13 protein-coding genes are annotated in these 13,319 nt (G+C 62.4%); 8 read left to right on the forward strand and 5 right to left on the reverse strand.

The genetic code is table 11. The annotated features are described in order from the left end of the window. Positions 1-118 precede the first annotated feature (118 nt). The 5 genes from B5M41_RS01385 to B5M41_RS01405 form a co-directional block, all read right to left on the reverse strand. Complete coding sequence (locus B5M41_RS01385; protein ID WP_134646283.1) at positions 119-853, reverse strand: GntR family transcriptional regulator; 735 nt, start codon at positions 851-853, stop codon at positions 119-121. 121 nt (positions 854-974) lie between these two features. Continuing rightward, positions 975-1,715: an amino acid ABC transporter ATP-binding protein gene (locus B5M41_RS01390; RefSeq protein WP_134646285.1), complete on the reverse strand. Its 741-nt coding sequence runs from the start codon at positions 1,713-1,715 to the stop codon at positions 975-977. Positions 1,716-1,726: 11 nt separating this feature from the next. After that, positions 1,727-2,839: an amino acid ABC transporter permease gene (locus tag B5M41_RS01395; RefSeq protein ID WP_230639943.1), complete on the reverse strand. Its 1,113-nt coding sequence runs from the start codon at positions 2,837-2,839 to the stop codon at positions 1,727-1,729. Positions 2,840-2,849: 10 nt separating this feature from the next. Further along, the gene (locus tag B5M41_RS01400) at positions 2,850-4,010 is read right to left on the reverse strand and encodes an amino acid ABC transporter permease (protein ID WP_134646287.1); all 1,161 of its coding nucleotides are present in this window, start codon (positions 4,008-4,010) and stop codon (positions 2,850-2,852) included. Between the two features lie 70 nt (positions 4,011-4,080). After that, positions 4,081-5,121 carry a transporter substrate-binding domain-containing protein gene (locus tag B5M41_RS01405; RefSeq protein WP_134646289.1) on the reverse strand — a complete coding sequence of 347 codons (1,041 nt, stop codon included), beginning with the start codon at positions 5,119-5,121 and terminating at the stop codon, positions 4,081-4,083. 261 nt (positions 5,122-5,382) lie between these two features. On the opposite strand from B5M41_RS01405, the gene B5M41_RS01410 reads away from it, so the two are divergent. From B5M41_RS01410 to B5M41_RS01445, 8 genes are all read left to right on the forward strand, one after another. Next, positions 5,383-6,354, forward strand: coding sequence for a thiamine pyrophosphate-dependent dehydrogenase E1 component subunit alpha (locus B5M41_RS01410; protein WP_167718776.1), 972 nt, complete (start codon positions 5,383-5,385; stop codon positions 6,352-6,354). After that, positions 6,354-7,331 carry an alpha-ketoacid dehydrogenase subunit beta gene (locus tag B5M41_RS01415; protein WP_134646293.1) on the forward strand — a complete coding sequence of 326 codons (978 nt, stop codon included), beginning with the start codon at positions 6,354-6,356 and terminating at the stop codon, positions 7,329-7,331. Before B5M41_RS01410 ends, B5M41_RS01415 begins: the two co-directional genes overlap by 1 nt. Before the next feature lie 15 nt (positions 7,332-7,346). After that, positions 7,347-8,657 (forward strand): alpha/beta fold hydrolase, encoded by a 1,311-nt coding sequence (locus tag B5M41_RS01420; protein ID WP_134646295.1) that lies wholly within the window; start codon positions 7,347-7,349, stop codon positions 8,655-8,657. A 10-nt stretch (positions 8,658-8,667) separates the two neighbouring features. Continuing rightward, positions 8,668-9,483, forward strand: a complete 816-nt coding sequence (proC, locus tag B5M41_RS01425; protein WP_134646297.1) for a pyrroline-5-carboxylate reductase — start codon at positions 8,668-8,670, stop codon at positions 9,481-9,483. A gap of 24 nt (positions 9,484-9,507) precedes the next feature. Continuing rightward, positions 9,508-10,242 (forward strand): SDR family NAD(P)-dependent oxidoreductase, encoded by a 735-nt coding sequence (locus tag B5M41_RS01430; RefSeq protein ID WP_160872335.1) that lies wholly within the window; start codon positions 9,508-9,510, stop codon positions 10,240-10,242. A 48-nt stretch (positions 10,243-10,290) separates the two neighbouring features. Then, positions 10,291-10,683, forward strand: coding sequence for a Rid family hydrolase (locus B5M41_RS01435; protein ID WP_134646301.1), 393 nt, complete (start codon positions 10,291-10,293; stop codon positions 10,681-10,683). A 63-nt stretch (positions 10,684-10,746) separates the two neighbouring features. Further along, positions 10,747-11,667, forward strand: a complete 921-nt coding sequence (locus B5M41_RS01440; RefSeq protein WP_134646303.1) for a DMT family transporter — start codon at positions 10,747-10,749, stop codon at positions 11,665-11,667. Between the two features lie 28 nt (positions 11,668-11,695). Then, complete coding sequence (locus tag B5M41_RS01445; RefSeq protein ID WP_329959066.1) at positions 11,696-13,081, forward strand: FAD-dependent oxidoreductase; 1,386 nt, start codon at positions 11,696-11,698, stop codon at positions 13,079-13,081. Positions 13,082-13,319: the final 238 nt, after the last annotated feature.

Consider the following 13,319-nt stretch of genomic DNA (forward strand, 5'->3'; position numbering starts at 1 on the left):
TTTTCGCGTCAAGGATCAGATTGGAAATCAGGCCTTTTGCGAGAAGATTGAGTTTTGGGAGAGATGGTCGGCGCAACGCTTGAGCGACGACGCCATGACGCCCGCGAGCGCACCTATCTCAGCGCGCCGCCTTGTGCCGGCGCTCGGTGCCCTGCTGGGCCTTGATCATATCGACCAGCGTATCTGCCGCGAAGTTGATGTCGACGACGACAGCGCTGGCAAGGCGCTCGGGATCGCGCGATTGAAGCGCACGCACCATCATCTGGTGATTGTTGATGCCCTGTTCGATCTGACCGAAGCGGGGATAGATGACGTTGAGATAGGAGCTGTTCATCATCCAGCGCTTTTCGATCATCCGTACCAGCTCATTCATCCCGCTCGCGCGATAGATCGCGAAGTGGAATTCCCAGTTCAACTCCATGACCCGGGCATAGTCCTTGCGCTCGTTTGCCTGGACCATCAGGTCGTTGATTTCGATGATATGGGCGATTTCCGCGTCGGTGATGCGCAAGGCCGCTTCGCGCGCGGCCAGACCTTCGAGCGCTGCACGGATCTTCGTGAGCTCGATGATCCGCTCCGTCGTCAGCGTCGGCACATAGACCGAGCCGTTCGAGCGCATTTCCAGAATGCCCTCGGCGGCGAGATTGTAGAGCGCTTCGCGCGCCGGCGTCAGGCTGACATCGAGTGCCGTGGCGACGGCGCGGATCGTGAGCTTCTGGCCCGGCTTGAAACGGCCGGCCATGATGGCGCTGCCGAGCTGGGTGCGCACCTGCTGTCCCAGCGTCTCGCTACGGCCGATCGGTGCCAGATCGATGCCGGCGAAGGAGGTGTCTTCGGTCTTCGTCTTGTTCATTTTGTCGCCGGCACCCGAGACGCCTCCAGCCCGATAACTGAGGCGTGTATTGTTATTTGCTGCACCACTTTACACGTGATTGATGGCGGACGGAAAGAGGCGGCGGCCGTCTCTCCCCGGTTCAGTGGCTCAGCACCTGGCTGAGGAACGTGCGTGTGCGCTCGTTCTTCGGGTTATCGAAAAGTTCGGCCGGCCGGCCCTGCTCGACGATCTCGCCCTTGTCCATGAAGATGACCCGGTCGGCCACTTGTCGTGCGAAGCCCATTTCGTGCGTGACGCAAAGCATGGTCATGCCGTCACTGGCGAGTTCCACCATGACATCGAGCACTTCCTTGATCATCTCCGGATCGAGCGCCGATGTGGGCTCGTCGAAGAGCAGGATTTTGGGTTTCATGCAGAGTGCGCGGGCAATAGCCACGCGCTGCTGCTGGCCACCGGAGAGCTGGCCCGGAAATTTCGATGCCTGCTCGGGAATGCGCACGCGCTCCAGATAGGTCATGGCGGTCGCCTCGGCTTCCTCGGCCGGGATCTTGCGGGCGAGCGTCGGCGCAAGGGTACAGTTTTCCAGCACGGTCAGGTGCGGGAAGAGATTGAAGTGCTGAAAAACCATGCCGACGTCGCGCCGGATATGGTCGATATTGCCGATATCGTCGTTCAACTCCGTTCCCAGCACGTCGATGCGGCCTTGCTGGTGTTCTTCCAGGCGGTTGATGCAGCGGATCAGCGTCGATTTGCCCGAGCCCGACGGTCCGCAGATGACGATCCGTTCGCCCGAGCCGACATCGAGGTTGATGTCCCGCAGGACCTGAAACCGGCCGTAGTACTTGTTCATGCCGGTGATGCGTATTGCGGCTTCACTCATGAGGGTTTCTTTCAATGCTGGCCGAAACGCATGCGCCGCTCGAGATAGGCGCCATAGCGGGAAAGGCTGAAGACGAACACGAAGTAGACGAGCGCCACGAAGATGTAGACCTCGAAATAGGCGAAGGACCATTCGCCGGTGCCGTAGGCGGCATTGCCCGACGCGAGGATGTCGAAGAAGCCGATGATGACGATCAGCGACGTTTCCTTGAAGGTGATGACGAGCTGGTTGATCGTCGGCGGCAGGGCATTGCGGAAGGCCTGGGGCAGCATGATGCGGCCGGTTCGCTGCCAGTAGCTCAGCCCGAGCGCCTTGGCCGCCTCTTCCTGGCCAACGGGGATGGACTGAATGCCGCTGCGTATGATCTCTGCCTGATAAGCGGCGAAGAAGAGAGCAAAACCGATGATGACGCGCCAGATCTTGTCGCCTTGAAGCCAATCCGGCAGGACGAAGGGGAAGATAAGGGCGGCGGTAAACAGGATGGTGACGAGGGGCAGGGAGCGGACACCGTCGATCAGGGCACCGGTCATTCTGGAGACGAGCGGCATTTCGGAACGGCGCAGTAGCGCCATGGCAATGGCCATGGGCATGCCGATCAGGACGCCGGCGGCATAGAGAAACACCGTAAGCGTCAGCCCGCCCCAATCGGCGGGCATGACGGCCCGCATGCCGAAAAGGCCGCCGCGCATCAGCACATAGAAGATGATGAAGCCGGCGCACCAGAGGATGGAAAGCCGCAGCGGTTTCCAGAACCATGGCAGGCAAGACAGCACGATCGTCACGACCATGACGACGCAGGCCAGCATGGAGCGCCACTGTTCGTCATAGGGAAACAGGCCGAAGATGATGATACGCCACCGTTGTTGGATCACAGCCCAGCAGGCGCCCGCGATGTCGCGGCAGACGGCGGACGTGCCATCCGGGGAAGACCACACTGCCTTCAACACCGCCCAATCGAGCGCATGATAGGCGAGGTAGAGGAGAGCTGCCATGCCCAGGAGCGAGATCAACGCGTTGGCGGGGGTGCGGAAGTAGCGCCGGCGAAGGCGCGTTGCGAGCCCGTCGGGCCGAAAGCCGACGTTAAGCGTTTGCCGGGGTGTGTTCATGTCGGAAACGGCGGTCATGGCGCTCTCCTCAGGTTCTCAACTGCGTGCCCTTGAGGGCAATCGCCTTGTTGACGCGGTTGAGGACGAAGGAGAGCGTGTTGTTCATGATCAGGAAGCCGGCCATCAGGATGGCGATCAGCTCCAGCGTCTGGCCGCTCTGGTTGATGGAAACCGAAATGACCGAGAAGAAGTCGGCAAAACCGACGACGATGCCGAGCGTGGTCGCCTTGAACAGCCAGACATACTGGTTGATCAGGGTCGGTAGCACCGCGCGGATGGCGAGCGGCAGGTGGACGCGGGAAAAGACGTGCCAGGAAGACAGACCAAGCGCGCGGGCCGCCTCCACCTGGCCCTTGCCGACGGACTGGAAGCCGGCGCGAATGACCTCCGCGATATAGGCGCCGCCATAGATGGCGGTGGCGATCGCCAGGGCTGACAATTCCGGCGGAATGGTGATGCCGCCACGGAAATTCAGGCCGCGCAGTTCCGGGACGGAAAAAATGTCCGAGCCGGGCTCTCGCGCATAAGCGAGAATGCCGACCATGGCAGCAAGCGTCAGGCCGGCCATGACGAACTGGAGCGTGCCGCGGTTCTTCACGCGCCGGAAGCGGCGCGACATGGAAAACCAGGCAAGCACGGACAGGCCGAACAGCAATGCCAGCGCGACGGCGGCAAACCACTGGCCACCGACGTTGAGGCTGGGCACGAACATGCCGCGGGCCGACAGGAAGATGGCGTCGAATAGCGAATAGGCCTGTTTCGTCGGCGGCAGATGGGTCAGCGCCGCATACCAGAACAGGGCCTGGAGGATGAGCGGGACATTGCGGAACGTCTCGATGTAGAGGGTGCCGATATCGTTGAGCACGCCATTGGAGGAAATCCGGAAGGAGGCGATGACCAGGCCGACGATGTTGGCCAGGATGATGCTGAGAATGCCGAGGAAGATGGTGTTTGCGATGCCGACCCACAACATCTGAAGGTAGCTTTCGAACGGATCGAACGGGACGAGCGAGAAGCCGATCCGGAAGCCGGTTGATTTGTAGAGGAAATCGAAACCGCTGGTCATGCCTTGTGCGGCCAGCTTCCTCGATGCCTCATGTACGGCGCCGAAGACGACGAGGGCGAGAATGACAAGAAACGCCACCTGATAGGCGAGGCTGCGCGTTTTTCTGTTTCTGAACATCTGCATCGGAACAGCCCTCCGCTGTCATCGGGGTCGCCGGCGCGTCATGCGCCGGCGACCAGCCTTGGGAGAAGGATCAGTCGAGAACGAGCGGATAGAGGATGCCGCCGTTCTTCATCAGGGCGTTTACACCGCGCTCGACCTTGTAGGGCGAGTCCTTGCCGATGTTGCGGTCCCAGATCTGGGCGTAGTTGCCGACGGTCTTGATGACGTTGTAGCCCCAGTCGTCAGTAAGTCCGAGCGGCGTGCCCATGCCGGGTGTCGCGCCCAGCAGCTTGCCGATGGCGGGCGTCGGCGGGTTGGCTTTCATCTCATCGACATTTTCGCTCGTCACGCCGGCCTGTTCGGCAAGCAGGAGCGCGGTCTGCACCCAGTTGGCGATGTCGACCCAGTTGTCGTCGCCCTGGCGCATGACGATGCCGACCGGCTCGGCCGAGAGGACGTCCGGCAGGATGACGAACTCGTCGGGGTTCTTGGCTTCCGTGGCGCGCAGGACGCCGAGCTGCAGATCCCATTCCATCATGGCGTCGCAACGGCCGGCAAGAAAGGCTGCGTTGGCTTCTTCGGTCTTCTCGAAGGGAACGACGTTCAGCTTGTAGCCGTTCTGCGCCTCGTGCTCGACGGCGTAGCGTTCCATGGTGGTGCCGCTCGGCAGGCAAAGCGTGCCGCCGTCGAGATCCTTGGCCGAGGCGACGTTCAGGTCCTTGCGCACCATGTAATGAATCGCGGCCATCATGTAGGGCTGCGCGAACTGGGCGCGGATTTCGGTGTCGCGGCTGAACGTCCAGCCGGACGATTTGATGACCATATCCAGTTCTCCCGACTGGAGCGACGGCCAGCGCTGTGCCCAGCTGGTCGGCTTGATATCGACATGACCTTCCCACGTGCCGAAGATCGCCGTCGCAACGGCATGGCACAGATCGATGTCGAAGCCCTTCCAGTTGCCTTTGTCGTCCACTTCGGCAAGGCCCATGTAAGAGCCGTTGTGGCCGGTGCAGGCGAGAGCGCCGCGCTCCTTCACCTTCCTCAGGGTGTCGCCGAACTCTGCATGGGCCGGTGCGACCGAAAGCAGAACCGTACCCGCGAGCGCGGCGACAAGTGTCGACTTGATAGACATGGATTCCCCTTTTTTGCTGCTTGCCGACAAGCCGGACCACCCGGCCGCCAAAAGTTATTTGTTATATAATGATCGAGGCTTCAGATTTGTCCAGATGATTCACGCACTGATCCGAGAAATCTAGTAAGTACATGTTTTTATGTTCAATATTGGAGAATTCGTGCGATCTTCACGCGAATTTTCGGGTTTGCATCAAAAAACAAATTGCGCGGCTTCTCCGTTATGATACGTGTTATAACAAATTAGGCCACGAGGACGATGATGATCAACGCGCCATCCACGGACGAACTGAAGGACATCCACCACAAGATGGTGGTGACGCGTGAACTTGAGGAAGTGCTTGGTACCTATGCCAAGGAAGGCAAGACCCGTGGCCCCATTCATCGCTGCGACGGACAGGAGGCCGTGGGCGTTGCAGCCTGTGCGGCCCTGCGCGCAGACGACTACGTCTGCACCACCCACCGCGGCCATCATGTCTATGTCGGCAAGGGCCTGACGACGCGCGGTATCGTCGCCGAGATCTTCGGCCGCGAGACTGGTTACTGCAAGGGCCGCGGCGGGCATATGCTGCTGGGCGACGTGAAGACCGGCATGCTCGGCGGCAACGCCATCGTCGGCGCCGGTATTCCGGCCGCGACGGGCATGGCGCTGTCCATGCAGATCCTCAAGCAGGACCGTGTCTCCATGGTGGTGTTCGGAGACGGCGCAGCCCAGACCGGCATCTGCCACGAGGCGATGAACATGGCGGGGCTTTGGAAACTGCCGGTCATTTTCGTGCTCGAGAACAACCAGTACGGCTTGACGGTGCGCCAGGAGGTGCAGTCGCCGGTGGAGGATCTCAGCATCCGGGCCGCCGGTTATGCGATGCCCGGCGAAATCGTCGACGGCAATGATGCCGAAGCGGTCTACCGCGCCGTTGCCGCCGCTGCCGAACGTGCTCGCCGCGGTGATGGTCCCACCCTTATCGAAGCCAAGACCTACCGCGTGAAGGGCTTCTCCACATCCGACATGGGCGGTTACCAGTCCGAGGAGGAAATGGCGCCCTGGCTCGACCGTGACCCGATCAAGCTTTCGGCGGAGAAGCTTTCGGCGCTGGTGGGCGCCGATACGGTTGCCGCCATCGAGGCGGCCGCCCGCGCGGAAGTCGCACAGGCTTTCGAGGTCGCGCTCTCCGACCCGTTCCCGACCTTTGAAATCCATGCCCCCTCGGCCGCCTATTCGGAGACCAAGTGATGACCGTGATGCGTTATGCCGAAGCGTTGAACGCCGCCCTCAGGGAGGAGATGCAGCGCGATCCGAGCGTGTTCCTGTTCGGCGAGGACATCGGACGATATGGCGGCGTCTTCAAGGTCTCCAAGGGCTTGCGGGACGAGTTCGGCGATGCGCGCGTCCGCGACACACCGATTTCCGAACAGGCGCTGACGGCGATGGCGGTCACGGCGGCGATGTCCGGCACGCGCCCTGTTCTCGAGATCATGTATGCCGATTTCCTGCCGCTGTCGCTCGATGCGCTCATCAACCAGGCCTCGGTCTTTACCTATCTCTGGGAAGGGCAGGTGGATATTCCCTTCGTGCTGCGCACGCAGGGCGGTGGCGGCGTGGGCACAGGCGCCCAGCACGCCAAGAGCCTCGATGCGATGGTCTGCCATATTCCCGGCATCAAGGTCGTCGCGCCGGCTACGCCCGCGGATGCGAAAGGCCTGTTGAAATCGGCCATCCGTGACCGCCAGCCCGTCGTCTTCCTCGAACACAAGCTGCTCTACAACACACGCGGCGAGGTGCCAGACGGTGACGAAGTGCTCGTGCCGATCGGCAAGGCGAAAACCGTCGTCGAGGGCAAGCATGTCTCGATCTTCGCGTCGTCCAAGATGGTGATTGAGGCTGAGAACGCGGCCAAACTGCTCGCCAAGGATGGCATCGAAGCCGAAGTGATCGATCTGCGCACGCTGCGTCCGCTCGATCTCGATGCGATCCGCGGATCCATCGCCAAGACCAACCACGCCGTTGTGGTCAATGAGGGCTGGACTTTCTGCGGCTATGCCTCGGAGCTTTCCGCGACGATCATGGAGCATTGTTTCGATGATCTCGATGCGCCGGTCGCGCGCGTCGCGATGCCCGACATGGCTATCCCCTATTCCGAGCCGCTGGAAATGGCCGTTCTGCCGAATGCGGTGAAGATTGCCGCCGCGGCGAAAAAGGCCCTCGCGTAAGGCCGGGAGACAGATATGGCAACGCCGATAACCGCAGGCGCCGTCGCCGGCGAATATATGGAAACGCTCGTGATTGTGGAGTGGCGTGTCGGAATCGGCGATGCGGTCGCCGAGGGCGATGTGCTCCTCACGATCGAAACCGCCAAAGCGGCGGTCGATATCGAGGCTCCCTCTGCCGGTGTGGTCAGCGCCATCTTCGCGGAGGTGGACAGCGAGGTTCCGGCTGCGGCCGTGCTGTGCCTGATCGGCAACGATATAGCTGATGTCGACTATGACGGCGGAGAGGCGCCTGTAACAGGTTCCAGCTCGTCATCCACGCCGGCGACGGCGGTCATGGCGGCGGAACGTGCCGCGGAGGCGCCGCGTGCGGCGGTGTCCTCCGCGCGCATTGTTGCAAGCCCGGCAGCGCGCCGCGCGGCCAGTGCCGCCGGCATCGATCTGCGCGTGGTCAGAGCGTCCAGTCCGTCCGGCCGGATCAAGCTGCGCGACATCGCCGGTGCATCGCAAAGCGCCCCGGCCTTTGCCGGGTCTGCGCCTGTTTCGGCTGGCCTTCCCGTTGACGAAAACGGCCCGCTCAAGGTGCACCGAAGCGGTGCCACGGGCGGCGCGCCCGTTTTCCTGATCCATGGTTTCGCGAGCGACTCGCTGTCCTGGTATCCGCTCGATCGCCAATTGGCGAAAAGCCATCCCGTATACCGTGTCGATCTGCCGAACCACGGCGCTTCGCCGAAACGGCAGGTCTCAGGCTTCGCCGATCTGGTGCGCGAAGTGCGCGACGCCTTCGATGCGCTCGATCTGGACGGCGCGCATGTGATCGGCCATTCACTGGGCGGGGCGCTCGCGCTTGCGCTTGCCGATACGCGGCCGCGCAAGGTGGCGTCCCTCACGCTCCTTGCACCGGGTGGTCTCGGCCCCAAGGTCAACGGCGACTTCATTTCCGGCATTGCCCGCGCCTCTCGTCCCGAAAGCCTCGCGGCCTGGCTGAAGGTGATGGTGCGTGACCAGACGCTCGTCGACCTCCCCTTCGTCAAGGCCGCCTTCGCGGCCCGTGCGAGCGCGGCCCTTCGTGCCGCGCAATCCCATATGGGTGAGACGCTGTTTGCGGACGGCACCCAGAGCTTCGATCTCGTGGCTGCGCTGCATCGCCTGGACTGCCCGACGCGGATCATCTGGGGCCGCAAGGACCGGGTTCTCGATTGGCGCGACGCCTTGCAGGCACCCGGTCATGTCGGCCTTCATCTTCTGCCCGACGTCGGCCACGTGCCGCATCTCGAGGCGCCGGATCTTTCCCTTGGCATCATCAGCGCCTTGATCAAGAGCATTTGAGGAGCGGCCCATGTCCCACACGCTTCTCCTCATCGGCTGCGGCAACATGGGTTTCGCCATGTTGCGCGGCTGGCTTCGCGAAGACCCGACGCTCACCGTCCATGTGGTCGAACCCGCCGATGCGCTTCGTGACCGAGCAGCCGGGGTGGGCGCGCTCGCCGTCCCGCAAGTGGCGGATCTGCCGCAAGGCCTCGCTCCTGAGGTGGTGTTCGTCGCCGTCAAGCCGAACCTCGTGGAAATGGTCCTGGCAGGCTGCGGCGACTTTGCCGCGCGCGGCGCGACCTTCGTCTCCGTCGCAGCCGGCGTAACCACCGCGGCAATGGCACATCGTCTTCCCGGTGGTGCCTCCATCGTCCGCTGCATGCCGAACACGCCTGCCGCGATCGGCGAGGGCATGATGGTTCTCTATGCTCGTGTTGACGTTTCCGATGCCGCGAAAACGCTCGTGGCCTCGCTGTTGGCGACCTCGGGCATGGTCGCGTGGATCGATGATGAAGCGCAGATGGACGCCGTCACTGCGATTTCCGGTTCGGGGCCTGCCTACGTCTTCCATTTCATCGAGGCCTTGACGGATGCGGGCATCGCCCTCGGCCTTCCGGCCAAGACCGCGGCGTTGCTCGCAAAGCAGACGGTGCTCGGCGCAGGCCGGCTTGCCATGGAAGCGGATGTGGATCCGGCCACGCTGCGCCGGCACGTCACGAGCCCGGGCGGCACGACGGCCGCGGCCCTGAATGTCTTCATGAGCGATGAGCGTACCGAAAAACTCGTGGCAGAAGCGGCTCGCGCGGCTCGCGACCGCAGCATCGAACTTGGAAAATCCAACTGACAGCAAATCCGGAAGGACATGGACATGATCAGCCTCATAACAGGCGGCGCGCAGGGCATCGGTTTCTCCACGGCGGAACATTTCGTCCGCAGGGGCGATAAGGTCTGCATCCTGGACCGCGCCGGCGTTGCCGAAGCGCGTGAGAAGCTCGGGGCCGATGTATTGGCCATTGAAGGCGACGTCACGAACCCGGCGGATGTCGATGCAGCTGTTGCGCGCACGGTCGAAACGTTCGGCGGGCTCGACACCCTCGTGACGGCCGCCGGCATTGTCGCCGTCGAGCAGGCGATGGATGTGGTGGCAGACGCTTTCATGCGCATGATGTCGGTCAACGTGCTGGGCAGCTTTCTGCCGGCCCAGAGTGCTGCGCGCCACATGAGCGAGAACGGCGGTGGCAGCATTGTCTTCATCGGTTCCGTCTACGGCTCCGTCGGTGCGCCCAAGCGCACGGCGTATTGCGCCTCGAAGGGCGCGGTTCACAACATGATGCAGTCGCTGGCGACCGAATGGGGCCCGCTCGGCATCCGCGTCAATGCGCTGGCACCGACGGGTGTGCGCACCCCGATGGTGCAGGACCTTATCGACAAGGGCATCTACAACATGGTCGGCGTCCGCAACCGCACGCCGCTCGGTCGCATCGCCGAACCGCAGGAAGTCGCGGCTGCGGCTGCGTTCCTCTCTTCGCCGGAGGCCTCGATGGTGCATGGCATCGTGCTTCCCGTCGATGGCGGCTGGATCGCAAACGGCTATACCTGGTGACATTTCCCGATCGAACCATTTCGGTTCAGGCATGAAAGGCTGAAGACAATGACGAAGCGCATCAACATCTCCTCCGGCTCCTCCTTCGAAAAGGCCTATGGTTACTCCCGTTGCGTGAAGGTGGGCGACACGGTCTACGTCTCGGGCACCGTCGGCATCAATTTCCAGACAGGCGAATGCAGCGCCGATCCGGTCGAACAGCTCCGGCAGGTCATCCGCAACATCGAGCCCTGGCTGGAAAAGGCCGGCGCCTCGCTGAAGGATGTGGTCCAGATCACGACCTATGTGACCTCGGCCGAGGTGTTCGCAGCCATTGGCCCGACGTTGAAGGACATTTTCGGTGACATCCTGCCGACCAATGCGGCGCTTGTCGTGCAGTTCCCGGTGCCGAACGTCAAGGTCGAGATTTCCGCAACGGCTGTCGTCGGCTGCGGCGCGTGACCGATCGGCCGCCGGCCTGAACCGGCGGCCTTCACCCCTGAGCCGTCTCAAAGGCGCCCCGGCATGCTTCGCAATCTCCTTCGCCCCGATAACCGGCATGCCCTGACCATGGGCATCGTTCTCGTCATCGTCGGATACTTTCTCTTCGCGCTGAACGATGTCGTGGCAAAGATGCTGGTCGCAAGTTTCGGCGTGGCGCAGGTCCTGACCATCCGTGCCATCGGCGCGTTCATGGTGCTCGTGCCGCTGGTGCGTCAGCAGCGGGAGACGCCTTTTCACAATGTGCACCGCCCGACCTTGCAAACGGTGCGAGCGCTGCTCATCACCCTCGACACATCGCTGTTCTATGCGGCCGTCATCTACCTGCCGCTTGCCGACGTCATGACCTTCTACATGGCCGGGCCGATCTACATGACGGTCGCCTCGCATTTCCTTCTGGGAGAGCGCGCCGGCTGGCGGCGCTGGACTGCGGTTCTCATCGGCTTCGTCGGGGTCGTCATCGCGCTCGATCCCTCTGCTTCGGCATTCTCCGCCCCGGCCTGGTTCGCACTGACCGGTGGTCTTGCCTATGCGCTGACCCTGGTGCTCAACCGGTCTTTGGCGCAAACCGGCGACGCGACGCTCGGTATCTACCAGGGGCTCGCCACATTCGTGCTCGCCGGGATTGCCTCCATTTTCGACTGGCGATCCTTCACCCTCGCAGAGGGCGCCTCGATGCTGCTTCTCGGTGTGATCGGCGCCTTCGCCCACCTCGTCGTCACGCGTTCGCTGAAGCTTGCGCCCGTCTCCATCCTCGCGCCGTTCCAGTACACGTTGCTCTTGTGGGGTATGGTGTTCGGCCTCATGTTCTTCGACGATGTGCCGGGCACGAACATGCTCATCGGATCCGCGATCATCGTCATCGCCGGCCTTTTCATCTCGCATCGCAAGGCGCAGAAAATCGAGCCCGTGCCCGAGACCGACCTGCCGGCACACCTGCCATGACGATGCTCTATTCAAATCACCGGCAGCGGTGCGACGCGTACAAAACCATTCCCGAATTTCCATTCCGACAACCCACCGAAGGTTAGTGATCATGTCCATGGCAAGCCCGATCGATCCCACCATGCAAGGCGTCGTCTGGACGAAGACGCTGCAGGAAACCGTCCGTGACTATCCCCGTCTTTCCGGCGGGGAGACAGCCGACCTCGTCGTGATCGGCGCGGGATATTCCGGTCTCAACACCGCGATCCACGCTGCAAAGAACGGGCTTCGTGTCGTCGTCCTGGAGGCCGGGCGCGTCGGAAACGGCGCCGCCGGCCGCAACGGTGGTTACAATGTGCCACAGTTTCCGGGCGGCATTACCCCATCGGTCGTCGAGGCGTCCGTCGGCCGGCGCAAGGGCCTCGCGCTCGCCGATCTCGTTCTGCACGGCGCCGACGCCGTCTTCCGGCAGATCGAGGCCTTCCAGATCAAATGCTCGGCGGTCCAGAACGGCTGGATGCAGCCGGCCCATTCCGACGCCTCGATGCAGAGGGTGCGAAAGGTCCATGACGAATGGAAGGCGCTGGGCGCCAAGGTGACATGGCATTCTGCCGCCGATGTGGCCGATCTTCTGGGGGCACAGGGTTATCTCGGAGGCTGGTCCAATGCGGAAGGCGGCACCGTCAACCCCTATAGCCTTTCGGTCGGCCTGGCGCGGGCCGCCGAGCAAAGCGGCGTGCGCATATTCGAAAATAGCGCCGTCGACGGTTTCGAAGAAACCGCGCAGGGCGTCGTCGTCCGCTGTGGTGCAAGTCGTGTGTCTGCGCGCTCGGCCGTATTTGCCACCAATGCCTATACGGGAGACTTCCTGCCGGCCGTACAGAAATCCGTCATTCCCGTTTATCTCTACCATGTCGCCACGAAGCCGCTGAGCGAGGCGCTACGCCAGAAAATCCTCAAGACGCAGCTGTGCTTTACGGATCTGCGCAAATCCGGCGGTTTCGGACGCCTGGATTCGGAGGGTCGCCTGATTTCCGGCGGGGCCGTCTTCGATTTCGGAAACAAGGTCGCCTATGGCGAAAATCATGCCCGCGGCCGCATGAAGATGCTCTTCCCGCAACTGACCGACGACGACATTCAGCTCGAAAGTTACTGGGAAGGCTATTGCGCCGTGACGGACAGCTATTTGCCTCACATCCTCCGGCTGGGTCGAAATGTCTTCTCAGTCGGCGGCTTCTCCACCCGAGGCGTCAACCTTGCGCAAAACCTCGGCCGTCTCATGGGCGAGTTCATCGCGGGTAAGCGCGAACTCGACGACGTGCCGGTCAATGTCTACGACCAGCGCAACGACGTCGCGCTGTGGTCTGTCAAAACCAGGGCCGCGAGATACGTCTTTCCGTATTACCGCCTGAAGGATCGCTTGGGAATGACGTGATCGAAGGTGTGAGCCATCTTCGCCCGACAGGATATCTGGTTCTCACCGCCCAGCCGTGCCGCCGGCAACGGAATCGAGTTGCTGCGGTAAGACCAATGTCACGGAGCAGATCGGCAAAGCGGCGACAAAATAATGGGCACGTTTGACACCAAAGCTAAGGCACAGCCAACGCCTCGGCGCTGAGAATGCCGGGTTGCGCATCGACTATCCCGGATTAAGCGCTAACGAGCACGCAGAA

This window comes from Shinella sumterensis (assembly GCF_004514425.2).
Classification (GTDB): Bacteria; Pseudomonadota; Alphaproteobacteria; order Rhizobiales; family Rhizobiaceae; genus Shinella; species Shinella sumterensis.

Excerpts from the sequence above, each read along its gene's own strand:
- B5M41_RS01430 (WP_160872335.1), top strand. The coding sequence starts at position 9,508 with ATGATCAGCCTCATAACAGGCGGCGCGCAGGGCATCGGTTTCTCCACG.
- B5M41_RS01440 (WP_134646303.1), top strand. The coding sequence starts at position 10,747 with ATGCTTCGCAATCTCCTTCGCCCCGATAACCGGCATGCCCTGACCATG.
- B5M41_RS01420 (WP_134646295.1), top strand. The coding sequence starts at position 7,347 with ATGGCAACGCCGATAACCGCAGGCGCCGTCGCCGGCGAATATATGGAA.
- B5M41_RS01435 (WP_134646301.1), top strand. The coding sequence starts at position 10,291 with ATGACGAAGCGCATCAACATCTCCTCCGGCTCCTCCTTCGAAAAGGCC.
- B5M41_RS01395 (WP_230639943.1), bottom strand. The coding sequence starts at position 2,839 with ATGACCGCCGTTTCCGACATGAACACACCCCGGCAAACGCTTAACGTC.
- B5M41_RS01405 (WP_134646289.1), bottom strand. The coding sequence starts at position 5,121 with ATGTCTATCAAGTCGACACTTGTCGCCGCGCTCGCGGGTACGGTTCTG.
- B5M41_RS01385 (WP_134646283.1), bottom strand. The coding sequence starts at position 853 with ATGAACAAGACGAAGACCGAAGACACCTCCTTCGCCGGCATCGATCTG.
- B5M41_RS01415 (WP_134646293.1), top strand. The coding sequence starts at position 6,354 with ATGACCGTGATGCGTTATGCCGAAGCGTTGAACGCCGCCCTCAGGGAG.
- B5M41_RS01410 (WP_167718776.1), top strand. The coding sequence starts at position 5,383 with ATGATCAACGCGCCATCCACGGACGAACTGAAGGACATCCACCACAAG.
- B5M41_RS01400 (WP_134646287.1), bottom strand. The coding sequence starts at position 4,010 with ATGCAGATGTTCAGAAACAGAAAAACGCGCAGCCTCGCCTATCAGGTG.
- B5M41_RS01390 (WP_134646285.1), bottom strand. The coding sequence starts at position 1,715 with ATGAGTGAAGCCGCAATACGCATCACCGGCATGAACAAGTACTACGGC.
- proC (WP_134646297.1), top strand. The coding sequence starts at position 8,668 with ATGTCCCACACGCTTCTCCTCATCGGCTGCGGCAACATGGGTTTCGCC.